Below are 22,973 nucleotides of genomic sequence, written 5' to 3' on the forward strand. Positions count from 1 at the left end.
AAAAAGAGGTTTATTTATGGATAAAAAAATTATTGCAATTGTAAATCCAGCAGCCGGTAGTGGTAAAACTGCTAGAATCTGGCCTGAGAAAAGCGCCTACTTAAAAAAAGAGTTTAATAAATTTGAGGATATTTATACCGAAAAACCTGGTGATGCAGTAAAAATTGCCAGAAGCGCAGTTACAGAAAATTATGATTGTATTATTGCTGTGGGGGGAGACGGTACTGTAAATGAGATAGTTAATGGTATGCTTTCTGCCAGCAGGAGAAAGAGAAGAACAAAGCTTATTGTTTATCCTCTAGGTACAGGCTCTGATTTAAGCAGAACTTTAAACCTTCAGACTGATACTGTAAAGTTCAGTTCTTTGATTAAAAGAGGGAAGAGTAAACAGATTAAAGTTTTAAAAGCTGAATTTTTAAATAAGCAGTTAGAAAAAGATAAAAGATATTTTATCAATATTGCAGATTGTGGTATGGGGGCAGAAGTAGCTAGAAATTTAAATCAAAGTCAAAAAACAATGGCTGGCAGTCTGAGTTATTTAATTAAAATTTTTCAGACTTTATTTAAATATCAAAATAAAGAAATGAGAGTCGAAGCTGATAATAAATTAATTTATCAGGGGAAACTCAATTCGGCAATAATTGCAAATGGAAATTATTTTGGAGGAGGAATTAAAATTGCTCCGGAAGCTGATCTGCTGCAAAATAAAATAAATTTAGTTTTATTAAAAAATTTTTCTAAACCAGGAATAATTTTTAATTTACTCAGAGGTTATTACGGCAGACATCTTAGTCATCCTCTGGTAGAGTCGCATCTGGTGAAAAAGGTTAAAATTACAACAGCGGAAAAAGTCGAATTAGAACTTGATGGTGAATCAACAGGATATATTGACGCCGAATTTATGATTTCTCAAAGTAAAATACCAATAATTTTTTAATTGAAAATTAGAGAAGATTGATTGAAACTATGGGTTAAATAACAATATATTCCAATATTATGTTTTGAAAATCACATATGTTCATAAAAAAATTGGCCAGTTTTAAAACTGGCCAATTAATTATTTTAATTAATTAAAAATTATTTACTAAGTCTCCTGTAACAGTAGCTCCACCGGAGATAACAAAACTATTTTTAGCAGCTTCATTTTCGAAGTAGATATTACCATCAACTGTAAATCCAGTTTCTAGTTCAAAACCTTCTGCTTCAACATAAACGTCACCAACAAAAGTACCAGCTTTAAATCTGGTGCTTGGGCTCTTAACAGTAATACTTGGTGCTTCTAAGGTATATCTGTCAGTTACATTATGATCATCATCCTGATCATAAAGAGCTAACTTACGGTCAACTTCACCTCTGTTTTTATGAGTACCTTCTAAGACGATGTCTTTATCAACAGCTAAATCCTGCTGAATAATTACAATCCAGGCACCATCTGCGCTAGTAGCATTCATTAAGCTATCAGCATCAACTACTCTGGAAGCTGAGGACACTGTGTCCTGAGCACTTACTGCTGGTGCAACTAATAAAGCTGCAACTGCAATCATTAATACAATTGTTTTAATTTTCATAAATAAATCCTCCTTTAAAATTTTAATTAACCTAACTTAACTATATCTTAACATATATGTGAAAAATGTGTCAAGTGAAATTATAAATTTATTTTTATTTTTTAATAAAATATTACTTGATAATAAAGGAAAGATAAGACAGTTATTGAATATATTCAATAGAATGAGTATTTTTATCTAATTGAGGTGAAAAAGATGAAAGAAATTATTGAAATGGCAGAATTAAGACGGAGATTCAAATTAGAACTTGATATAATGGCTGAATTTTTTAAGACTGATGATTTAAAAATGGCTGTTTTAACATCAAAAAACATAATTAAGATTTTTGAACAGCAAAATAATAATTTTGAAACAGCTGTAAAAACAACTAATTTAAATAGAAATTTATATAAAGAAATTATTGCGGCAGATGATTTTGAAACTAAAGCTATACTGGCTGAGCATCTGGTTGAGTTTAATTCTGAATTACATATTTTTAAAGTTGAAGCTGCTGGTTTCATTTATATAGTCTATTTTCCTGTGAATAGAGATAGGGAAACTAAAAATCAGGAATCACTAAAGCTCTTTAAAAAACAATTTAAGGCAGTTTTGGATGATATTTATCGTCAGGAAGAAATTAAAGATGATTTAAGCAAAAAAAGTTTAGAAAATAAAAACTTAGCCAAAGAAAAGTATTTTACTGCTTCTGCGCTTGATTCAGTACCCGGTAATATTTCTATTTTAGATAAAGAAGGGAATATATTATATACAAATAGTTCCTGGGAACAGTTTGCTTCTGAGAATGGAGCAATTTCAAAAAACGTAGGAGTAAATACAAATTATCTTAAAATTTGTAAACAGGGAGCAGAAAAAGGAAATTTAACTTCTGTCCAGGCCTATAATGGTATTCTTTCAGTGTTAAATGATGAACAGGACAGTTTTAGTATGGATTATCCCTGCCATTCTCCGCTGGAAAAACGATGGTTTAGGATGTATGTTTCTTCTTTTAAAGGTATAGGGGATTATGAAGTTATGATTCTACATCAGAATATAACTAAGGAAATTAAAGCAGAAAAAAAATCAGAAGAAATTTTAAATAAACTACCTGCTGCCATTTTAAAATTTGATTCTAAACATAAACTTATTTATTTTAATCAAAAAGCAATGAATTTATTTGAATTAAGTGAAAAAGATCTGAGAAGAAGATTTAATAACTTAAAAATTGCTGATCAGAGTGGTGATGATTTTATAGATAAACTGAATTATGCAGCAGTAAATAGGAAGCGAATTGAATTTAAAATTTTAATTAGTCAGGATGATTTTAAAAAACATTATAGTAATTATTTAATACCTGAATTTGAGGGGGAACAGTTAAAAAATATTATTTCTATTATACCAGAAGAAATGAGCTCCAGGAATACTAATCAGAAAAATCAAAACCAGCGTAATCATTACCTGCAGCTTTTCGATAATTTTCCTGAAGCTTTAGTTTTACTCGACATTGATGAAAAAATAATTAACGTTAATAAAGAATTTTCGCAGTTGTTTGGATATGAGATAGAAGAATTAAAAAATGAGAAACTTGATGAGTTAATTGTTCCAGCAGCACAAATAAAGGAAGCCCAGGAACTTTCTCATCTGGTTTTAACCGGAGCTCAAATTGAAGAAAAAGTAAAAAGAATTAATTCTCAGGGTGAGGAAATTGATCTGAAACTTATTGCATTTCCTGTACTTTTAAATAACAACCAAATAGGTGTATATGCAATTTATAGAGAAATAGATAAAGTATAATTGTATCTGGGAGGTGATTAACTTTGGAGAATAAAGATGGAATTGTATATCTGGAAAATGGTAACTTAACTATTATTAATCCAGAAGGTCTGGGACGATATCCCCGGATAACTGCCGGGAAGAATGTTGAAATATATATTAATGGAGAAAAAGAAAATAAAGAGGTAGTTGTAAGTCAGGATATAGAAGAATTAATAGAATTAAAAATAAAACAAACTAATAAGAGTAAAGAATTAAATATAAAAGTCAGCAGAAATAAGCTTAAAGCATATTTGCTGATAGATCTTATTCCAGAACAAAAATTGGAAATTAAAGACAAAGAGCCCGCCAATCATATTAAAATAGAGACTAAATCTCAGAAGAAAGTTTACCCTAAAATATCCAAAACTGAAATACTCGAGCTGCTTGATTATTATAATATAAGTTATGGAATCAACCATGATCAAATCAGCAAAATTATGACTCAAAAAGGTAATTTAAATGGGGAGTATTTAATTGCTGAAGGCAAAAAGGCAAAAAAGGGAGAAAATGCCCAGGTAATAAAAAGCGAAAAATATAAACAGCGCGACGAAAATTTATTTAATGTTATAGATTCAATCGAAAAAGGGGAGACAATCTGTTATAAAAAGAAAGCGGTTGAAGGAGAATATGGGATGAATATTTTTTCTGACAGAATTTCTCCGCCTCCTGTCAAAAATATTGAACTGAAAGCTGGAAAAAATGTACAGCTAACAAAAGATAATTTAAAAGCAATTGCTTTAGAGGGGGGACAGCCGAAGTTAATTAGAAGAAACGGTACTGTTGAAGTACATATTTATAAACAATATATTATTAAAGGAGATGTGGATAAGCACACAGGTAATATAAAATACGAGGGAGATCTTCTTGTTAAGGGAGATGTTAAAGATTATTTTAATGTTGAAGTAGGCAATGATTTAAAGGTGCAGGGAAATATAGCTAATGCGGAAGTTAAAACTCAGGGAGATCTTTATGTAAATAATAATATTATAGCGAGCAAGCTGTTTATTGGCAACTATCTAGAACAGGAAATAATAATTTCTTTGAAAAAAATTATTCATTATCTGGAGGATTTAAATAAAGGTGTTGAGGAAATTTTAGGAGAGGCCAGTAAAAGAAAGATGAATCTCAGTAATTTTAGAACTGGTAGGGTTTTAAGATTATTGATTGAAAATAAATTCCCTGAATTAAAAACTTTGATCCTGCATGTTAATAAAAGCATTAAAAGTAGTGAGCAGTTAAAAAAATATTTTCAGGAAATAACACCTTATTTTAAGAACATGGCCAATTTAGAGCGAATTAAAGATGAAAAGATATTATCCAATTTTAAAAATAATCTGTTAGAATTTGTTGATTTTAATTTGGAACAAAATGGTGTTTTAAATATCTATACAGGCTATATACAAAATTCGGAAATTAATATTGGGGGCTCAGTAATTATTAATCGTCTTGGTTGTTATAATTCAACTATTCGAGCTAAAAAATCAATTATTGTAAAGAGTAAACCTGGATTTTTAAAAGGGGGATCATATCAGGCCGAAGAAGTAATTTTTTCTCAGGCAGCGGGAAGTAAATTGAGTAAAACATATTTTAGAATTGGAAAACAGATTTTCATTAAAGAGGCACTGGGAACTCTGGTAATAAAAAGTGAAAAAGATCGTAAAATTATTGAAGAAGGGAGTAAAAACATCAATTATGAAGTTAATAATTTTGGCGAACTAGTAACTGCAGGTACACTTCCTAATATAAATAAATATCTGCTGCGAGATGAAAATTAAAATTCTTATTAAAAAATTTGATCAAAACTGCCGAGAATTTTTAGCGGCAGTTTTTTACCGTTTTATTACTTCTTGATTTATGTTACAATGAGGATATAATTAATTAAGAAAGGTGCTGATTGAATAATGAGAAGTAGTGATATTGATACAACTGGAATTGAAGAAGCTCCAGAAAATGTAGGGTTTAGTGAAGGTGACAGGGTAAATATTTTAGTATATAAATTTACTGACTTGGGAGCAACAGTAATTATAAATGATCGGTATTTTGGTCTAGTTTATGAGAATGATATTTATAAAGATATTAAAGTTGGAGATAAATTAAAAGGATATATTAAAAAAATTAGGGAAGATAATAAGATTGATGTTAGTCTGCGTAAAATTGGCTACGGTAGAATAGAGGATGCGAAAGGAAAAATTCTAAAGAAACTTAAGAACCGGGATGGTTTTTTACCTTTAAATGATGACAGTTCACCAGAAAAAATAAAAAAAGAACTTCAAATTAGTAAAGGAAGTTTTAAAAAAGCCATTGGTGGTTTATATAAAGAAAAAATTATCGACATAACTTCTAAAGGAATCAAGTTAAAAAAATAAGTAGGGAAAAGAGCTGTTAAAATTGGAAGAAAAAATTTCTTTTTATCATTTTTGTGATTTGAATAGGATAATTATATTTGTAACTATTTTATTATTTCTGACAACAATACCAACTGTGGCTCTGGAAATAGTTTCGATTCCAGTTACAAAGACAGAAAATAATATTTATCAGATTGAAGCAGAAATTCCAATTTTAATGAATCTTAATCATAAAAATATCCAGAAAAAGTATAATGATCTTTTTAGAGATAATATTATGACCTTTATTGAATATACCGTAGTAATGGCGAAACAGAGTTATCGTGATTTTAACGAGTCAGGATTTCCCTGGCGTGAATTTGTAGGTAGAGTAAATTTTGAAACAAAAAATACTGAGCAAATATTAAGTATTAAATTTAATTATTACCAATATACCGGAGGTGCCCATGGTAATCCTTATAGCCTGAGTTATAATATTGATCTGGCTACCGGAAAAGACTTAAAATTGGTGGATTTCCTGGACCGTCATAATATGAGTCTCAGTGAAGTAGAAAAATTGATTAAAGCTGCAATAAAAAAAGATCCGGATATTTATTTTGAGGCTGATTATGGATTTCAGACTTTAGATAAAAATCAGTTTTATTATCTTGAAGATGGTGATCTGGTTATTTACTTTCAACCATATGCCATAGCTCCCTATTCAACTGGGATACCGGAATTTAGAATAAAATATTAAATTTTTGGACTGCTGTATTAATTTACAGCAGTTTTATTTTTTAAAAATTAATTATTTTTGCCTCCATTTTATCAAACGAACTTAAGTTTGCTAAACGAAAGTAATTATGTTAAAATATAAGTAAACACATGTTCGTTAGGAGGTTTTGTTATGCACCCTGATTATAGTAATGCTCCTCAAAATCAAATTTTATGTATTGATATGAAATCTTTTTATGCCAGTATAGAGCTTGTGAAAAGAAATATTCATCCTTTAAAAGGTTATCTGGCAGTAATAGGGAATAAAAAGCAGCAGGGTTCAGTAGTTCTAGCTGCTTCTGCTGCACTGAAAAAAAATATGGAATTAAAACTGCAGATCGTTTATTTCAAATTCCGGATAGAGAAGAGATAATTTTGGCTGAAGCTAATATGAAACTTTATCTTGATATTTCAATGAAAATAACTGAGATTTTTAATTCTTATCTTCCTCTGGAAGCAATTCATATTTATTCAATAGATGAGGCCTGGCTAAAATTAAATGGAAGTAGGCTTAAATATGGTGATCCCCTAATGTTGGCTGAAAAAATAAGAAAAGAAATTTGGAGTAAGTATGGCTTACCATGTAGTATGGGTATTGGTCCTAATATGTTTATGGCTAAAGTAGCGATGGACAATGAGGGAAAAGAAATTGGACTCTGCCATTGGGATTATAGTGATATTCCAGAAAAGTTATGGCCGCTAAAACTTTCAGATTGTTGGGGTATTGGCAGTAAAACTGAAAAAAAATTAAATAAAATTGGGGTTTATAGAGTAGGAGAACTGGCTCATCTCCCTTTAGAATATCTTGAAAAAAATTTTGGTATTTTAGGTAATCAGCTTTATTATCATGCCTGGGGAATTGATTATTCGGAAGTAGAAGGACATTTTGATGATCAAAAAAAAGCAGTTGGTCGTGGGATTACTCTTTATAGAGATTATAATATCTTAGAGGAGATTAAAACTGTAGTTTTTAATCTGGCAGAAGAAATTAGTAAAAGAGTTCGCCAGAATAACCTAAAAGGTAAAACTGTTTCCTTATCTTTGAGATATTCAAAATGTGAAGATAAAAAAGGATTTTCTAGACAGCTCACTCTGGAAAAGAGAACTGTTATGACAGATGATATTTATCAGGCAGCTGTAATAATTTTGAATAAACATTATCAGGGAGAAAAGGTGCGAAAAATAAGTCTTTATCTGACTAAATTTACAGAAAATGATTATCAGCAGTTAAATTTATTTGAAAATAATTTAAAAAAAGTCAAAATCAATCAACTTAGAGATCAGCTGGCCTGCAAAATGGGGAAAGATGTTTTATATTACGCTCGTAATCTAGAAAAAGGAAATATTAAAGCAAGAATAGAAAATACCATTGGTGGACATCATAAATAGTTAAAGTTCAAGGTTTATAATTTGCGTAAATTGCAGCTTTTTAATTTTTTTATTTAACAGTTCAATTTTTATTTGTTGTTTATATTTTTCTATTTTTAAAATTTTGCCTTCTATATTTTTAATTCTTTTATCTTCATAATATTTGACACGGAGAATTAAATTCTGGTTTAAAGCTTTAGTAATTTTAAAATTAAATTCTCTTAATTGTTGCTGATCCAATACAGGTTTTTTAAGGTCACTCTCCCTGTTTTTTAGTTCTTTTAATCTTTTTTGATGTTCAACCAGCATTAAAGAATTCCACTTTTTATTACCACGATCTTTAAAGTTCATTTTTTCAACTCCTTTTATTATAAATTTAAATTCTCAAATAAATTAATGGTTTGCCTGTAAAAGAAGATTTATTTTATTTCATTTTACCATACAAATGTTCGAAAAACAAGTTCTATTCAAAAAAATTGTCTGATTTATGTAGAATTAAAACTCAGTATGATATAATAATTTTAATGAATTTTATAATTTGGATAAAGTAGTTTTTATAATAGTAAATTTTTGCAGGAAGGGAGTTAGATTAGATGAAAATTTTAGTTACAGGTGGAGCCGGTTTTATTGGCAGTAATTTTATTCGTTATCAGCTTAAAAATTATGATGATCAAATTATTAATGTTGATAAGTTAAGCTATGCAGGTAATTTGGATAATCTAAAAGATGTAGAAAATAATTCTAATTATCAATTTAGACAGTTGGATATCTGTGATCAAGAAAAAATAGATCATTTGATGCATCAGGGAATAGATTATATAGTTAATTTTGCTGCTGAATCCCATGTTGACAGGAGTATAGATGATCCTTCTGTATTTGTTAAAACAAATGTTGAAGGTACACAGAGTTTACTTGATCTGGCTCTAAAATTTGGAGTTAAAAAATTTGTTCAGATATCTACGGATGAAGTTTATGGCAGCCTTGGCAGTGAAGGAAAGTTTAAGGAAGATAGTCCGCTAAACCCTTCCAGTCCTTATTCTGCTTCTAAAGCAGCTGCTGATCTTCTGGTTAAAGCATATGCAAAAACTTATCAACTGCCAGTTAATATTACCAGATCATCCAATAATTTTGGTCCTTATCAGTATCCTGAAAAGCTAATACCTCTTTTTATTATCAATGCTTTAAATAATAGGAAGCTGCCTCTATATGGTGATGGAAGTAATATTCGAGACTGGATTTATGTTAAAGACCACTGTCGAGCGGTTGATCTGGTAATGCGGCGGGGAGAAAATGGTCAGACATATAATATTGGTGCCAGTAACGAAAAAAGCAATCTGGAAATCACAAAAAAAATTCTCGAATTATTGTCGAAATCAGAGTTGTTAATTAAACATGTAGAAGATCGTAAAGGACATGATTATCGCTATGCAGTTGATAGCAGTAAAATAAAGGACCAACTGGGATGGGAAGCTGAATATGACTATGATAGAGCTATGCAGATAACTTTAAATTGGTATCTTGATCATAAAGATTGGTGGAAAAAATTACTTTAGAATTTAAATTTCACTTTAAATATTTGCTTTCATGATTAACTCTTGTTATTTCTTTCGATTGATAATATAATTAATTAAGAACATTAGTTTAAAACAATATTTTATAAATTATATTTTACAGTCAGTGAGAGGGTGTAGTTATGCATATAGAAAGTCTAAAATATTTTCAAGAGATCGCAGAATTAAAAAGTATATCTAAAGTTGCAAATAATTCTCATATATCTCAACCTGCTTTAAGTCAGCAGATTCAGAAACTTGAGGACTCACTGGGAAAAGAACTTTTTATTCGTAGCAATAGAGGAGTTAAATTGACAGAAGCTGGTGAGGTTGTATTGAAATATGCTGATAATATAATTAGAACTTATAATAAAATGCTTTCTGATCTAAATGAACAGGATAGTCAGGAAATTAAGATTGAGGGAGAATACACCATTGCTACTTACTGTCTCCCCTGTGCAATATTAAATATGCAGTTTAAGTTTCCAAATCACAAATATAATCTGGTAGCTGCTGCTTCTGATAAAATTGAGCAGGATGTTTTGAGTGATATTTGTGAAATTGGTTTTACAACTCATCCGGCTCAGGCGGAAAATTTACATTCAAAAGAGGTAATTAATGAAAAAGTAGTGCTCATTTCACCACCGGCTTTTGATCTACCAGAAAAGGTGGAACTGGAAGAAATTTTAGATCATAAATTTGTGATTTTAAAAGAAGATTGCATAATAAAAGAAAATTTTAAAGAAGCACTGGCAGATTTAGGATATAATTTTTCTGAAATAGAAATTATTTCGCGCCTTGATTCTACAGAGGCAATAAAAACTTTGGTTCGAAAAGGATATGGAGTTGCTTTTGTACCCTACAATGCAGTTCGAGATGAATTTAGTGCTAAAGAAATAAATGTTTCCCGAATAATCGATTATGAGCTTGATTATGATATTTATATGATTAATAAAAAAGCGGAATTTTTATCTGCTGATGTAAAGAATTTCATTGCCAATTTTAAAAAACTGGGGAAACACATCTGTTATTAAACAAAAGATTTAGAAATTTAATCTGGAGCGGAGTAATATATGCGAAAAATAGCATTTAATAAAACTTATTTTAGTGGAAAAGAAAAAAAATATATAGCTGATGCACTTGCAAGAGATAGTATAAGTGGTGATGGATATTATACCGCTAGAGTAAGTGAGTTTCTGGCAGAAAAGTTTGCTTTAAATAAAGTTTTAATGACTACCTCTGCAACTCATGCACTGGAAATGGCTGCACAACTAATAGGGTTAAAAGAAGGGGATGAGGTAATTATGCCTTCTTTTACTTTCAGTTCTACAGCAAATGCAGTTTTAAAAGAAGGAGCCAGGCCAGTTTTTGCAGAAATTAAATCTGATAGTTTTAATCTTGACCCTGCAGATTTTGAGGCGAAAATTACAGCTAATACAAAGGCTGTAATTCCAGTTCATTATGCCGGTATTAGTTGTGAGATGGATCAGATTAGAAATATTGCAAGAAAAAACGGGATTTATGTTATCGAAGATGCCGCTCATGCAGTTAACAGTTTTTATCGGGGGGAAGCAGCTGGCAGTATGGGTGATTTTGGCTGTTACAGCTTTCACGGTAGTAAAAATTTGGTCAGCGGTGAAGGAGGTGCCCTGGTTATTAATTCCAGCCAGCCGGAATTGCTTCAAAAAGCAGAAATCATCAGAGAAAAAGGCACAAATCGCTCTCGCTTTCTGCGGGGAGAAATTGATAAATACAGCTGGGTAGGAGAGGGCTCAAGTTATCTGCCATCTGATATATTGATGGCTCTTTTATTTGCCCAAATTAAGGAGATGGAATATATTACTGCTCAGCGAAAAATAATATTTGAATATTATAATCATAATTTAAAGAAATTTTTAGCTGAAGATTTTCTGGATCTTATACCAGAGGTGCCTGCTGCTAAAAAAAGTAATTATCATATTTACTATCTGAAACTTAAAAATCAAAATTTGAGAGATTTGGTTTTAAAAGAGCTCAAAGCGCGAGGGATAGAAGCTACCTTTCATTTTCAGCCTCTGCATTCATCACCGATGGGGAAAAAGCTTGGTTATCAAAAAGAAGATCTGCAGCTGACAAATCAAATTGCTTCCAGTCTGCTCCGCCTGCCAATCTATCCAGATCTTTCTCAGATAGAATTAGATTATATTATTAAAAGTTTGGAAGATATTTTCTCCAGTTTAGTCAGGCAGGTGTAGTCTATGACTGATTTCGTTTCTATCGTTGTACCGGTCTATAATAGTCAAAATTCTCTGGGAGAACTCTACCAGGCTGTGAAAAAAGTTGCTGCTGCCAATAATTTTAGATTTGAATTAATATTGGTTGATGACAACAGCTCAGATCAGAGTTATCAAGAAATTATAAAGCTGAATCACCAGGACAGCAGAGTTAAGGGGATTCGTCTGCAAGAAAATTTTGGCCAGCAGAATGCAATTTTTTGTGGTTTCAATTATGCAGTTGGAGACTATATAATTACCATGGATGATGACCTACAGCATCAGCCTGCTGATATTGCTTCTCTGCTGCAGAAGATTAAAGAGGGTTATGATGTAGTATATGCAATTCCGAAAATGAGAGCACATAGTTTTTACAGAAGAATGGGCTCCAGACTGACCAACTGGCTCTTTAATCTGATCACCCCCAAAAAGGATGAGCTTAGAGTCAGCAGTTATAGAATAATTAGCAGAGAAATCCTGAGTAAAATTAAAGGCACTAAAAAATCTTTTATTTATCTTTCAGCGATTATCTTAAAAGAGAAGCCTGAGATTGCAAATATATATACTGATCAGAAACAGCGCAAATATGGTGAGTCAAACTATAACTTTTTAAAGTTATTAAAATTATTTTTAAAGCTCTTTATTTATTATGGGGAGCTTTCATTTTTAAAATATTTTCGTTCAGAAAAAGAACAGTATCTAATTAGAGAAAGTACTTTTAAAGAGGAAGTGGAATCAAGATGCGGCTATTAATTCTTGGTGGAGGCAGTGCCCAGCTAAGTTTAATTAAAAAGGCAAAGGAACTTGGACATGAAGTTGTTGTCTCAGATTATTATCAGGATGCTCCCGGCAAAAAATTTGCCGATTTCAGTTCTGAAAGCAGTACTTTTGATTTTGAGGCCAATCTTAAAACAGCAAAAAAATTTGAAGTAGATGGTGTATTAACCGCTGGAACAGACCAGCCAGTTTATACTGCTGCCCGGGTGGCTGAAAACCTGAATTTAAAACAGTACCTGTCAGCAGAGACAGCTGAGGCTGTAACCAACAAAAGGGTCATGAAAAAGAAATTTAAAAAAGCAGCAATTCCAACGGTTAAATATAAAATTTTAGCAGCTGATTTTTCAGTCAAAAGTTTGAATAACTTCAGGAGGCCTTTTGTTGTTAAACCCCTGGATAGTCAGGGACAGCGTGGGGTTTTTAAACTAGATACTGCTGCCCAAATTAGAGAAAAATTTAACGAAGTTCTTTCTTATTCCAGAGAAGATAAAATTTTAGTTGAAGAATATTATAAATCAGATGAAATAACAGTTAGTGGCTGGGTTTTAAATGGAGAAGCTAAGCTTTTAACTGTTACAGATCGGCTGAGATTTGAAGCAGGTATTCATATTGGAATCTGCTCTTCTCATCTTTTTCCTTCAAAGCATTTAAAAGATTATTTTTTTGAAATTCAAAATATAAGCAAAAAAATTGTGAGTGAATTTGAAATCAAAAATGGACCGCTCTATTTTCAATTTCTAATTGGAGAAGAGGGGCTGAAGGTTAACGAAATAGCCTGCAGAATAGGTGGGGCCTATGAGGGGGATTTCATGCCGGAACTAACAGGGGTTGATATTTTAGAAATGATGGTCAGGCTGTCAGCCGGCCTGCCCTTGAAGCAGAAAACTCTGCAGAATTACTCACTTCAGAGCAATCACAAATATTTATCTTCTCAACTCTTCTTTGCTGGCCCTGGTAAAATTGAAGATATCACTGATGAATTTGAACTTCTGGATTTAGAAGGAGTTTTAAAAGCTGGCTTTAATTATCAGATTGGAGACCGGATTCCGGATATAGAAAATGCAACAGCCAGAGCCGGATATTTTATTGTTCTTGCTGGTAATAGAGTAGAATTAGAAGAGCGGGTAACTGCTGTATATGATAAATTAAAAATTATTGATCAGAACGGAGAAAATCTTGTATACAGAGAAATTGGAGAAAATTTTTAAAGAAATCGGGAGTGTAAGTATGAAAAAATATATAACTATTATTATAATTTTTCTTTCAGTTTTATTATTAATCAGCGGCTGTGTAAATAATGAAGAGGCTAGTCAGCAGAAAATTACTATTGCTGAGCAGTATGGACTGGCCTATGCCCCGGTCCAGTTAATCAAGGAACTTAATTTTTTGAAAGCTGCTGATCCTGATTTAGAGGTCGAATGGAAGCAGCTGAGCAATACTACTTCTATTAGAGAATCAATGCTGGCCGGAGAGGTTGATATAGCTTTTATGGCTATACCACCATTTTTAATTGCCAGAGATAAGGGAATGGGGTGGAAAATAATTTCCGGGCTTTCGGAGAGTCCTCTGGGTTTAATGACAAATAGGGAAGATATTAATAGTCTGGCTGATTTTAAAACTGATAGCAAAATTGCACTTCCTCAGCCAGGAAGTATTCAGCATATTTTACTGTCGATGGCAGCTGAGCGTGAATTTGGAGAGGTGGATAGATTTGATGAACAGCTTTTAACAATGAGCCATCCTGATGCGATGAACGCTCTGCTCGCTGGTAGAGAAGTAAGTGCTCATTTTGCTTCACCTCCCTATCTCTTTTTAGAAAGTAGAGAAGAGGGTATTAAAAAGATTTTAAGTGGCCGAGAAGCCTTTGGTGGTGATTTCACCTTTATTGTCGGTGTTAGCACTGAGCAGTTTTATGGAGAGCAGCCTCAAAATTACTCCAATTTTTTGGAGGCTTTAGGAAAAGCAATAGAATTTATAGATCAGAAACCGGATGAGGCAGCTGAAATTCTGGCTGATAATTATAATCTTGAGCCGAGTGAAATGAGGGATTATTTAAGCTGGTCGGGGATGAAATTCACTTCTAAAATCAAGGGTCTGGATAAGTTTATTGATTTTATGGCTGCAGAATCCTATTTAGAAAAGAATAGTTATCAGTATTCTGAGCTGGTTTTTGAAGAAAATTTAGCTGGAGAGAAAGCTATATCGGAGGAGGGAGCCTCCCAAAATGAAGAGTAAATATAAACAGAGATTTTTCTGGGGGATTTTGTTGGCTTTTATCTGGCAGTTGACTGCAGTTAGTGGTATTTTTTCTGAGCTAATTTTTCCCGGCCTTGATCAAATTTCAATTGTTTTATTTAAATCTCTGCAGGATGGAACTTTAATTAAACAGATAGCTTTTTCACTTTCAGTGATCGCTCAAGGACTATTTCTGGCTACTATTATGGCTTTGCTTTTTGCCCTGACAGCTTACTTTTCCAGTACTGCAGCTGGCCTGATCGATACTCTTACTGCTCTTGCTCATCCGCTGCCGGGGATTGCATTGATGCCCTTAATTTTGATCTGGTTTGGCTCTGGCAGAATGGCAATTTTAATTGTAATAATTCATTCAGTTTTATGGCCTCTAAGCTTAAATTTGAGTACAGGTTTTAATTCTATTCCAGATATCTATACTCTGATTGCTAAAAATTATCGTTTAAATAAATTTGAATTTATGTATAAAATTTTGATACCTGCTTCTCTCCCTTATTTTATTTCCGGCCTAAAAATTGCCTGGGCCAGATCCTGGCGGGCTTTAATCAGTGCTGAAATGCTTTTTGGGGCAATTAATAGTCTGGGCGGACTTGGCTGGTATATTTTTCAGAGGCGTGTTTTCTTTGATTTACCCGGGGTCTTTGCTGGAATCATTGTAATTATTATGATTGGGATAGTAGTTGAAGATTTTATTTTTGCAAAGTTAGAAAATAAAACAGTTAAGAAATGGGGGGCTTAAAATGAGCTCCTATTTAGAACTAAAAAATATTAATAAGAGTTTTGAGACTGAAAAGGAAAAAAAGATTGTTTTAGCAGATATCAATTTAAAAATTAGAGAAAATGAATTTTTGACGATCTTAGGTCCTTCAGGCTGTGGTAAATCAACTTTACTTAAAATAATTGCCGGCTTTAGCAAAACCGATGGGGGTAAACTTTTAAAAAAAGGAAAGGCCATCAAAGAAGCGGGCATGGATAGGTTAATGCTTTTTCAGGATTTTGAGCAGCTTTTTCCCTGGCAAAAAGTAATAAATAATGTTGAGTTTGCCGTTAAGCAGGCAGCTAAAAATAAGAAATTGAAACTCAGCTCAGTTCAAATTAAAGAAAGGGCTTTGAAATATCTTAAGCAGGTTAAACTAAGAGACTATCAGAATTATTATCCCCACCAGCTTTCCGGGGGGATGAAGCAGAGAGTTGCACTTGCCAGAACTCTGGCAGCAGAAGCTGAAATCATGTTGATGGATGAGCCTTTCGGTAGTGTGGACAGTCAGACCCGTCAGGAGCTGCAACAGCTTTTAGTTCAGCTCTGGCAGGAAGAAAATAGAACTATTATTTTTGTGACCCATGATATCAGGGAGGCAGTTTTCCTTTCCCAAAGAATCGTTGTGATGAAAAATGAGCCGGGTCAAATAATTAATATTGTTGAAAATAAGCTACCTTATCTCCGTAAACGAAGCAGCAGAAATTTTAATCATCTATTTGAAGAACTCCAGTCTCAGCTGCATAGTTAACCTTATAAATTTTAACTGACCAGTTTTTGGCTCCGGTTTTACTAACAATTCTCATTGGATAAGTAGAATTGGTGAATTCTTTAATTAGAACAGTTCTCTGAGCTATAAATTTCTGCATTTCTTCATAATAGGGATAGAGATTGCCGTAGAGAATATTCCAGCTAGGTCGGCTATTATAGATATAGTCCATTTCTTCCGGGTAGATTATATATTTAATTTGATTTTTCTTTATATAATTAGCAAAGGAAAGATTATTTTCTTCGAGATAAGCCAGATTTCTATAATCAAAGAGACTCTCATTTTCAAAATAATAGTCAGTATTTAAATTTGCCAGTACCCTGCTATCCTGGGGAACTACCTCTGCAATTTGATTAAGATAGTCCTGGTAATTATAATGGCTGTCCTTAATTATGGTGAAGATGCTGTTCAGGCCTAAAAAGCTTATTAAAAGCAGGATCAAGATTTCCTTAAGTTTAAACTTAAAATTTATATTTTTAATCAGGTTAATAAATAAAAGATAGCCAAGTGGAAAAATAAAGATAATTGAAGTCTGATTGTATCTGCCAATGATTAAATAGCCCAGATTAATAGCTGTTAGACTTATAAATAAATATAAATTTAAATCATCTTTTTTAAGAAAAAGTTTGATTAGAGAAAGCAGAGCTGTAGCTGCAAAAAAGAGCAGCTGAAATTTAATTGGCGGAATATAATAGGTACCGCTTATCTGATAAAATAATTTTAGATAAAAATCCTTGAAGTTTTCTAATTTAAGCAGCATAGAATCAAACACCCCAAGCTGGGCTCCATAGCTGCTGTAATGGCTTATGAAATTGGGATCAAACTGAAAACTTAAATAAACAAAAAAGAAAGCTATGATAGCCAGAGTGCTGCCAAAGCTGAGATAATTTTTGAATTTAGTTTCTCTACTAAAAATTAGCTTCCAGCTGTAAATCATAATTAAAGGCAGTGAAATGATAAAAGCATTTGGATGAAAACCAATACTTGAGCCTAGAATAAGACCCAGGTAGATATCTTTTTTGATTGAATATTCTTTTTTAGAGGCGCCATAAATTTCTTGATTATATTCAATTTTTTTTAAATAGTAGTAAAAGGCAGCTAAAAATATTAAAACTAAAATAATTTCCTGCCGGGCTAAATGAGAACTATAAATAAAATGAATATCCAGGCTCAGAATAATTAAAGCCACCAGACTTAAATTTTTGGAGTCAGTGATTAAAATGGAAATCTTATAAAAGAAAAAAAGACTCAGACTGCCCGCCAGCAGTGAGATCAGACGAAAAGTGAAAATTTGGTAAGCCATAATTTTAATAAAGATAATTTGTAAAAAATGAAAGAGGATTTTAATTGTATGAGGACTTCGAGGCAGCAGATCAAAGAAAGCTTCAGTGGCAGCTGGATTATTTGTCTGCATTATCTGACGTGAAAGTCCACTTAACCAAGCCTCATCTGAATGAATAAAGGGAAAATTATTTAGAAAGAATAAATTTATAATTAAATATATTAATATTAAATGCCAGCTTTTAATTTTATTTAAAATATTTTTTGGAAATGTATTCATATTAATGCTCCCAATTAAGATTTTTTGATTGTTATTATTATACCACAATCAATCTTTCAATTTAAAATATTCTCAGAAAAAGCTGTTTCATTTGATAATTGAATATACTATTAGCAAATGTTATAACCATAAGTGCTTAATATGTCTTATAATATTAATAGAGATTGTTCCAATTTTAACAATATAAATTTGGAGGTGGAAAAATGAAAAAAACAGCAAAGATATTATTTATTTTATTAGCTTTTGCGATTATTCTCACAGGCTGTGAAGCAGATATTTCTGTTCCCGGTGAAGTGGGTCAGGATATAATTACAGCAGATGAAGCCTTAAAGATGATTGAGAAAGAAGATGTAGTTGTAGTTGATACTCAAAAGTCTGGTGATTTTGAAGACCAGCACTTTGAAGGTGCAGTAAATATTGCCAGAAATGATATAACTACTTTTGGTCCTTATCCAAATATGCTGGCAGATGCTTCTAAAGTAGAATCTTCTTTAGGAGAGAATGGTATTTCCAATCAGACAAAGGTAATTATTTATGATAATAACAATAATATGGACGCAGCTCGCCTGTGGTGGACAATGCTGGTCTATGGTCATGACACTGCTAATATGAAAGTAATTAGTGGAGGTTTAAATGCTTTAGAAGAAGCTGGAGCAGAATTTGTTTCTGGTGACTATGAGGCTGAAGCCGTAGAATATAAAGCAGCTGAAAAGAATGAGGAGCTAATTGCTACTAAGGAAGAAATTCTTGAACAGGTTAATAATCCAGAAGATGATATTGTTATTTTAGATGTTAGAACAGCAGATGAGGTTAGTGAGGGTGTAATTCCTGGAGCTATTCATATTAATTATGTTGAAAATAATAAGGATAATGGAGAATTTTATCCACCAAGTTATATTCAAAGATATTATCCAGATAATGATATAACACCAGATAAAGAGGTCATAATGTACTGTCAGACTTCAATTAGAGCTGCTCAGAGTTTTTTAGCACTACATAATGCTGGTTATAGAGATCTCAAACTTTACGATGGTGCCTGGATAGAGTGGTCTTCAGATAGTTCTACTCCAAAAGGAATGCTCAGTGGAGCTCCTGCAGAGCCAAGCGCTCAGGATGGTTCTTAAAAAATAGAAAGTTAAAAGTTAATAATAGAAGTTCTTGACACTAAGTTAAGAACTTTTATTTAATAAAGTTTGTGAAATATATTTTAATGTATTGTGTTTTCACAATTTAGTTAGATTCATTTTTTACCAAAAAATTAGGAGGAATAAGAATGAAAAGAAGAATTTTATTATCAGTGGCAATAATTATGATGGCTTTAGTGGTAGTTTCTAGTTCAGCTTTTGCGGTATCAGATACAGTAGAAGATGCTGTAAATGGTTATTTTGCAAATCTTCCAGAAGATAATAGTATGATCGGAGAGAAAGCTTTTGTAGAGAAAGTTAAGTCTGGAGAAGATCTTTTTATTTTAGATATTAGACAGCCTGATGTTTACAATGAAGGTCATGTTAAAGGTGCGGTAAATGTCCCCTGGGGACCTGAAGCAATTCCGGCTGCTCTAGATAAACTTCCTGGAGATGAAACTATTTATGTTTATTGTTATACTGCTCAGACTGCAAATCAGACAGTTGCTCTTTTAAACTTTGCTGGTTTTGATGCTAAGTCAGTTAGATTTGGCTGGAATTTAGGAATTACTAAAGTTGATGGTTACCAGGATGCAGTAGAAACAAAAGCAAATGAACTGGCTGGAACAGCAGATTATGAAATAAATGCAGATATAGAAAAAGCAATTGTGGATTATTATGCTGGACTGGCAGATGTTAAAGATTCAATGTATAAAAACTATAAAATTTCTGAAGATATGTTAAAAATGGCTATTGATTCTGATGCAGATATGATGGTAGTTTCAATCAGACAGCCAGGTGCCTTTGCTGAAGGACATATTAAAGGTGCAGTTAATATTCCCTGGGGTGCTGGGATGGAACAGTATTTTGGACAGCTTCCACAGGATAAAAAATTAGTTGTTTACTGCTACACAGGTCAGACTGCAGGGCAGACAGTGGCTGGATTAAGAATGTTAGGTTATGATGCTGTATCACTTAATGGTGGTATGGGTACTCCAGCTAATGAGCCTTATGGATGGTCAAATAAGGGTTATGAAGTAGTTCAGTAAAGTTATTGAATTAGTTAGAATAAAAGTAAAAACTTAGAGTTATATTAAAAAGGAGCCCTTCTGGGCTCCTTTTTAAAGTTAAATAAATTAAAAGTCAATCAATTTGACTGTGAATAATATCCATAATTTCATTTTTAATTTTAAAATAATCATCATTATAAATTACTTCCTTAGTTCCTTTTGCCAATATCTGATTTGTAAAATCAAGATCAAAGATCTTTATAATTTCTCCTGGCTGTTTGGACATTACAACGACTCTATTGGCTAGTAACAGGGCCTCATCTACATCATGGGTAATAAAAAAGATTGTGGTGTTGTTTTCTTCCCAGATATTACGGATTAAATTCTGCATATTTTCTCTGGTCAAAGCGTCTAAGGCTCCAAAGGGTTCATCCATTAGAACAACCTGAGGATAATTGGCCAGCACCCTGGCAATAGCTACCCTCTGTTTCATTCCTCCAGACAATTCAAAAGTGTAATTATCACCAAATCCACTTAAATTAACTTCATCTAAAAAATATTCACGAATTTCTTTAATTTTAGCCTTTGGCAGATTTCGCATTTTAGGTCCAAATTCCACATTTTCATTAACTGTCATCCAGGGATAAAGGGTAGGAGATTGAAAAACAACCCCCCGATGCCAGTCAGGTTCATCAACTTCTTCTCCCTGCATTAAAACCTGGCCAGAACTTGGTTTTACATAGCCAGCAATGCATTTAAGTAGGGAACTCTTACCACAGCCGGAAGGGCCCAGAACACAGATGAACTCACCTTTATTAATTTCTAAGTTGATATTTTTAAGGGCAAGAGTAGAATTAATGCTTTCACCATATTCCAGGCTCATATTTTTAATTTTTATTAAGCTCTCTTTTTTTGCTTGAGCAGACATAAAATATATCCTTTCCTGATTAGCTTCACTTTTAATTACTAAATTGGATTATCAATTTTAAATTAATTATTTTCTTCATTTTCCAGTGACATTTTAATATATTCTGAATTAACATATTCATTGAATGCTTCCTGAGAAGGAGATTCTTCAATTGAACCCTGATTCTGCAAGAAGTCAGAAGTATCTTTCATTACAGTGGCAAAGTTTCCTGGCTGCTCCACTGAGCCAAAAAACTCACCGCTTAAAAGTTCTTCTCTTGTTTTCCAGGTTGTACCTCGCATCTGGTGCAGAGCAACCTCAGCTTCTAGACCAAGTTCATTTCCAGCAATTTTTGCAGCTTTTTCTGGATCATTTCTATAAATATCTCCGGCTTTAGTTAATGCAGAAATAAAATCAGCAACCAATTCTGGATATTCTTCCGAAAATCTTTTGCGAACAACTTCAACATTGGCTGTGATATAACCTTTTTCAGCCATTTCTCTGCTGTCTGTTAAAGTTGTACCACTTTCTAAAAGCTGAGCCAGAGTCGGCTGCCAGGTATAAGCTGCCTGAACATCTCCTCGTTCCCAGGCAGCTACAATTTCGGCTGTCTGCATATCTAAAAGCTGAACATCTTTTTCAATACCTGCTTCTTTTAAAACATTTAACAGAATATAATGGGCAGTAGAAGCAAAGGGGACTGCGATTCTTTTTCCGACTAAATCTTCAATATCTTCAATTCCAGAGCCGTCTTTGACTGCTAAAGCTTCATTTTCACCCAGGACTTCATGGATCCAGACTAATTCAACATTGAGTTCGCGGGCCAGAGCAGTAATTGCATTGGTATTACCCATGGTAGCGAAATCAATACTTCCAGAAGCAAGAGCCTGATTGGCTTCTACACCTGAGTCAAAAACTCTTGTATTAACTTCTATCCCCCGCGTAGTAAAATATTCGTCAAAAAATCCTTCTGCCAGAGCGATAGTTTCATCATTTGGAACTCTCAAAACCCCCAAATTTATCTCTTTAGGTAATGATTCCTGGACAGCTGCATTTTCTGTTTCTGAACTGCCATTTTTCGACTGTTCAGTACCACAGGCTGTTAAAGTTAATGCAAGTGCTGTTATTAGAAATAGTAAAATTAGTTTTTTAAAGAAAGTCTTTTTCATTTTTTTACCTCCAAATTTATAATAGCTGTCATTTTATATATACATTAATTTAAATCTAAAAACTTAGAATTTTAGTTAAGCATTATTAGACATGACCTTTCCAGAAAATAATCTTTCTTTCCAGGAATCTTAATCCTGCATCAATTATGACACCTGTGATTCCCATAACTATTATACCAACAAAGATTACATCACTTTTCAAAAAATTAGATGCATCTAAAACCATCCAGCCAATACCAGAAGTCGCAGCAACCATTTCGGAAGAAACGAGAGTAGTGTAGGCAACTCCAAAAGCTGTTCTAATTCCAGTAAAAATTTCAGGCAGAGAAGCAGGCAGCACAATTTTGAAAAAAACATCTTTTTGAGCTGCTCCCAGTGATCTGGCACTTAATACAAAATCCTGATTCAACTTTCTAACTGCAGAAACACAGGCAATGTAAATCGGTGCAAAAGCAGCTAAGAATAAGAGAATCTGCTTAGAAGTATCATCTATTCCAAACCAGAGTACCAAGAGAGTATAATAGGCAAGTGGTGGCAGTGGTCGATAAAACTCAACTACGGAATCAATCACTGCTTCTACTTTATCAAAATAACCGCTTAAAAGCCCGAGTGGAACCGCACTAAATATTGCAAAGAATAATGCAACAAATAAGCGTTTAAAACTGGCACCTAAATGAAGCCAGAGAGGCACTCCATTATAACCCTCATCTAAAATTCTTAAAAAAGCTCTCCAGACTCTAAGTGGACCGGGCAGTAATGTTGGGGTGAAAATTTCAAGTTTGGTAATAATATACCAGACAAGAAAAATAGCAGCCCAGGTCAAAATTGTTAGTGCTTTTTCAGTTTTAGTTTTTTTGTTTTTAGCTGTTTCTCTATTTATATTCTGACTTGAAGTATTATCAGTAGAGTTTTGAGCCTGATTTCTCCTTTTTTTATTATTTAAAGCCATAATTTACACGTCCTTATAATTATCACAAGCATTTTGAACAATGGTTATATACTATCATCAAAGATATCATATT

At 32.8% G+C, this 22,973-nt stretch carries 23 protein-coding genes; 17 read left to right on the plus strand and 6 right to left on the minus strand.

The features are described from left to right. The first annotated feature begins 16 nt into the window (after positions 1–16). Positions 17–937: a diacylglycerol/lipid kinase family protein gene (locus tag BW929_RS12450; RefSeq protein ID WP_076545818.1), complete on the plus strand. Its 921-nt coding sequence runs from the start codon at positions 17–19 to the stop codon at positions 935–937. Between the two features lie 133 nt (positions 938–1,070). Here the strand turns inward: BW929_RS12450 and BW929_RS12455 are convergent, their stop codons facing one another. After that, complete coding sequence (locus BW929_RS12455) at positions 1,071–1,568, minus strand: hypothetical protein (protein WP_076545819.1); 498 nt, start codon at positions 1,566–1,568, stop codon at positions 1,071–1,073. A 195-nt stretch (positions 1,569–1,763) separates the two neighbouring features. Here BW929_RS12455 and BW929_RS12460 point away from each other — a divergent pair, with 195 nt between their 5' ends. From BW929_RS12460 to BW929_RS12480, 6 genes are all read left to right on the plus strand, one after another. Beyond that, entirely contained in the window at positions 1,764–3,338 is a 1,575-nt protein-coding gene (locus tag BW929_RS12460; RefSeq protein WP_076545820.1) for a PAS domain-containing protein, read from the plus strand. A gap of 23 nt (positions 3,339–3,361) precedes the next feature. Further along, the gene (locus BW929_RS12465; protein WP_076545821.1) at positions 3,362–5,134 is read left to right on the plus strand and encodes a FapA family protein; all 1,773 of its coding nucleotides are present in this window, start codon (positions 3,362–3,364) and stop codon (positions 5,132–5,134) included. Positions 5,135–5,260: 126 nt separating this feature from the next. Beyond that, positions 5,261–5,725 carry a S1 RNA-binding domain-containing protein gene (locus BW929_RS12470; protein ID WP_076545822.1) on the plus strand — a complete coding sequence of 155 codons (465 nt, stop codon included), beginning with the start codon at positions 5,261–5,263 and terminating at the stop codon, positions 5,723–5,725. A gap of 22 nt (positions 5,726–5,747) precedes the next feature. Beyond that, entirely contained in the window at positions 5,748–6,440 is a 693-nt protein-coding gene (locus tag BW929_RS12475; RefSeq protein ID WP_076545823.1) for a DUF3298 and DUF4163 domain-containing protein, read from the plus strand. 150 nt (positions 6,441–6,590) lie between these two features. Further along, positions 6,591–6,830 carry a Y-family DNA polymerase gene (locus tag BW929_RS15505; protein ID WP_234978104.1) on the plus strand — a complete coding sequence of 80 codons (240 nt, stop codon included), beginning with the start codon at positions 6,591–6,593 and terminating at the stop codon, positions 6,828–6,830. After that, positions 6,830–7,846, plus strand: a complete 1,017-nt coding sequence (locus BW929_RS12480; RefSeq protein WP_234978105.1) for a DinB/UmuC family translesion DNA polymerase — start codon at positions 6,830–6,832, stop codon at positions 7,844–7,846. Before BW929_RS15505 ends, BW929_RS12480 begins: the two co-directional genes overlap by 1 nt. On the opposite strand, the gene BW929_RS12485 is transcribed toward BW929_RS12480, so the two are convergent. Then, entirely contained in the window at positions 7,847–8,176 is a 330-nt protein-coding gene (locus BW929_RS12485) for a YolD-like family protein (protein WP_076545824.1), read from the minus strand. A gap of 242 nt (positions 8,177–8,418) precedes the next feature. Here BW929_RS12485 and rfbB point away from each other — a divergent pair, with 242 nt between their 5' ends. The 8 genes from rfbB to BW929_RS12525 all read left to right on the plus strand — a co-directional run bounded on the left by rfbB (position 8,419) and on the right by BW929_RS12525 (position 16,162). After that, complete coding sequence (gene rfbB / locus BW929_RS12490; protein WP_076545825.1) at positions 8,419–9,378, plus strand: dTDP-glucose 4,6-dehydratase; 960 nt, start codon at positions 8,419–8,421, stop codon at positions 9,376–9,378. Between the two features lie 140 nt (positions 9,379–9,518). Continuing rightward, positions 9,519–10,409, plus strand: coding sequence for a LysR family transcriptional regulator (locus BW929_RS12495; protein ID WP_076545826.1), 891 nt, complete (start codon positions 9,519–9,521; stop codon positions 10,407–10,409). Between the two features lie 39 nt (positions 10,410–10,448). Then, complete coding sequence (gene rffA / locus BW929_RS12500) at positions 10,449–11,609, plus strand: dTDP-4-amino-4,6-dideoxygalactose transaminase (RefSeq protein ID WP_076545827.1); 1,161 nt, start codon at positions 10,449–10,451, stop codon at positions 11,607–11,609. A gap of 3 nt (positions 11,610–11,612) precedes the next feature. Continuing rightward, positions 11,613–12,380: a glycosyltransferase family 2 protein gene (locus BW929_RS12505; RefSeq protein ID WP_076545828.1), complete on the plus strand. Its 768-nt coding sequence runs from the start codon at positions 11,613–11,615 to the stop codon at positions 12,378–12,380. Then, on the plus strand, positions 12,368–13,612 hold the full coding sequence (locus BW929_RS12510; protein WP_076545829.1) for an ATP-grasp domain-containing protein: 1,245 nt from the start codon (positions 12,368–12,370) through the stop codon (positions 13,610–13,612). The genes BW929_RS12505 and BW929_RS12510 overlap by 13 nt, the downstream gene beginning before the upstream one ends. Positions 13,613–13,631: 19 nt before the next feature. Further along, entirely contained in the window at positions 13,632–14,639 is a 1,008-nt protein-coding gene (locus BW929_RS12515) for an ABC transporter substrate-binding protein (RefSeq protein ID WP_076545837.1), read from the plus strand. Next, a complete protein-coding gene (locus BW929_RS12520; protein WP_076545830.1) occupies positions 14,629–15,393 on the plus strand; it encodes an ABC transporter permease in 765 nt (254 codons plus the stop codon). Before BW929_RS12515 ends, BW929_RS12520 begins: the two co-directional genes overlap by 11 nt. 1 nt (position 15,394) lies before the next feature. After that, positions 15,395–16,162 carry an ABC transporter ATP-binding protein gene (locus tag BW929_RS12525; RefSeq protein ID WP_076545831.1) on the plus strand — a complete coding sequence of 256 codons (768 nt, stop codon included), beginning with the start codon at positions 15,395–15,397 and terminating at the stop codon, positions 16,160–16,162. On the opposite strand, the gene BW929_RS12530 is transcribed toward BW929_RS12525, so the two are convergent. Beyond that, positions 16,119–17,741 carry an ArnT family glycosyltransferase gene (locus BW929_RS12530; protein ID WP_076545832.1) on the minus strand — a complete coding sequence of 541 codons (1,623 nt, stop codon included), beginning with the start codon at positions 17,739–17,741 and terminating at the stop codon, positions 16,119–16,121. The two genes, BW929_RS12525 and BW929_RS12530, sit on opposite strands and share 44 nt — an antisense overlap. A gap of 203 nt (positions 17,742–17,944) precedes the next feature. Here BW929_RS12530 and BW929_RS12535 point away from each other — a divergent pair, with 203 nt between their 5' ends. Further along, the gene (locus BW929_RS12535; protein WP_076545833.1) at positions 17,945–18,865 is read left to right on the plus strand and encodes a sulfurtransferase; all 921 of its coding nucleotides are present in this window, start codon (positions 17,945–17,947) and stop codon (positions 18,863–18,865) included. A 149-nt stretch (positions 18,866–19,014) separates the two neighbouring features. After that, positions 19,015–19,914, plus strand: a complete 900-nt coding sequence (locus BW929_RS12540) for a rhodanese-like domain-containing protein (protein ID WP_076545834.1) — start codon at positions 19,015–19,017, stop codon at positions 19,912–19,914. Positions 19,915–20,008: 94 nt separating this feature from the next. Here the strand turns inward: BW929_RS12540 and BW929_RS12545 are convergent, their stop codons facing one another. The 3 genes from BW929_RS12545 to BW929_RS12555 all read right to left on the minus strand — a co-directional run bounded on the left by BW929_RS12545 (position 20,009) and on the right by BW929_RS12555 (position 22,900). After that, on the minus strand, positions 20,009–20,803 hold the full coding sequence (locus BW929_RS12545; RefSeq protein ID WP_076545835.1) for an ABC transporter ATP-binding protein: 795 nt from the start codon (positions 20,801–20,803) through the stop codon (positions 20,009–20,011). Between the two features lie 62 nt (positions 20,804–20,865). Then, positions 20,866–21,951 (minus strand): taurine ABC transporter substrate-binding protein, encoded by a 1,086-nt coding sequence (locus BW929_RS12550; RefSeq protein WP_076545836.1) that lies wholly within the window; start codon positions 21,949–21,951, stop codon positions 20,866–20,868. Between the two features lie 85 nt (positions 21,952–22,036). Then, entirely contained in the window at positions 22,037–22,900 is an 864-nt protein-coding gene (locus BW929_RS12555; protein ID WP_084566211.1) for an ABC transporter permease, read from the minus strand. Positions 22,901–22,973: the final 73 nt, after the last annotated feature.

This window comes from Halanaerobium kushneri (assembly GCF_900156285.1).
Classification (GTDB): Bacteria; Bacillota; Halanaerobiia; order Halanaerobiales; family Halanaerobiaceae; genus Halanaerobium; species Halanaerobium kushneri.

What these genes read in the sequence shown, in the direction of transcription:
- BW929_RS12460 (WP_076545820.1), top strand. Translation starts at nt 1,764, where the DNA reads ATGAAAGAAATTATTGAAATGGCAGAATTAAGACGGAGATTCAAATTA.
- BW929_RS12520 (WP_076545830.1), top strand. Translation starts at nt 14,629, where the DNA reads ATGAAGAGTAAATATAAACAGAGATTTTTCTGGGGGATTTTGTTGGCT.
- BW929_RS12535 (WP_076545833.1), top strand. Translation starts at nt 17,945, where the DNA reads ATGAAAAAAACAGCAAAGATATTATTTATTTTATTAGCTTTTGCGATT.
- BW929_RS12530 (WP_076545832.1), bottom strand. Translation starts at nt 17,741, where the DNA reads ATGAATACATTTCCAAAAAATATTTTAAATAAAATTAAAAGCTGGCAT.
- BW929_RS15505 (WP_234978104.1), top strand. Translation starts at nt 6,591, where the DNA reads ATGCACCCTGATTATAGTAATGCTCCTCAAAATCAAATTTTATGTATT.
- BW929_RS12455 (WP_076545819.1), bottom strand. Translation starts at nt 1,568, where the DNA reads ATGAAAATTAAAACAATTGTATTAATGATTGCAGTTGCAGCTTTATTA.
- BW929_RS12505 (WP_076545828.1), top strand. Translation starts at nt 11,613, where the DNA reads ATGACTGATTTCGTTTCTATCGTTGTACCGGTCTATAATAGTCAAAAT.
- BW929_RS12485 (WP_076545824.1), bottom strand. Translation starts at nt 8,176, where the DNA reads ATGAACTTTAAAGATCGTGGTAATAAAAAGTGGAATTCTTTAATGCTG.
- BW929_RS12510 (WP_076545829.1), top strand. Translation starts at nt 12,368, where the DNA reads ATGCGGCTATTAATTCTTGGTGGAGGCAGTGCCCAGCTAAGTTTAATT.
- BW929_RS12555 (WP_084566211.1), bottom strand. Translation starts at nt 22,900, where the DNA reads ATGGCTTTAAATAATAAAAAAAGGAGAAATCAGGCTCAAAACTCTACT.
- BW929_RS12525 (WP_076545831.1), top strand. Translation starts at nt 15,395, where the DNA reads ATGAGCTCCTATTTAGAACTAAAAAATATTAATAAGAGTTTTGAGACT.
- BW929_RS12450 (WP_076545818.1), top strand. Translation starts at nt 17, where the DNA reads ATGGATAAAAAAATTATTGCAATTGTAAATCCAGCAGCCGGTAGTGGT.
- BW929_RS12470 (WP_076545822.1), top strand. Translation starts at nt 5,261, where the DNA reads ATGAGAAGTAGTGATATTGATACAACTGGAATTGAAGAAGCTCCAGAA.
- BW929_RS12515 (WP_076545837.1), top strand. Translation starts at nt 13,632, where the DNA reads ATGAAAAAATATATAACTATTATTATAATTTTTCTTTCAGTTTTATTA.
- rfbB (WP_076545825.1), top strand. Translation starts at nt 8,419, where the DNA reads ATGAAAATTTTAGTTACAGGTGGAGCCGGTTTTATTGGCAGTAATTTT.
- rffA (WP_076545827.1), top strand. Translation starts at nt 10,449, where the DNA reads ATGCGAAAAATAGCATTTAATAAAACTTATTTTAGTGGAAAAGAAAAA.
- BW929_RS12550 (WP_076545836.1), bottom strand. Translation starts at nt 21,951, where the DNA reads ATGAAAAAGACTTTCTTTAAAAAACTAATTTTACTATTTCTAATAACA.
- BW929_RS12495 (WP_076545826.1), top strand. Translation starts at nt 9,519, where the DNA reads ATGCATATAGAAAGTCTAAAATATTTTCAAGAGATCGCAGAATTAAAA.
- BW929_RS12540 (WP_076545834.1), top strand. Translation starts at nt 19,015, where the DNA reads ATGAAAAGAAGAATTTTATTATCAGTGGCAATAATTATGATGGCTTTA.
- BW929_RS12545 (WP_076545835.1), bottom strand. Translation starts at nt 20,803, where the DNA reads ATGTCTGCTCAAGCAAAAAAAGAGAGCTTAATAAAAATTAAAAATATG.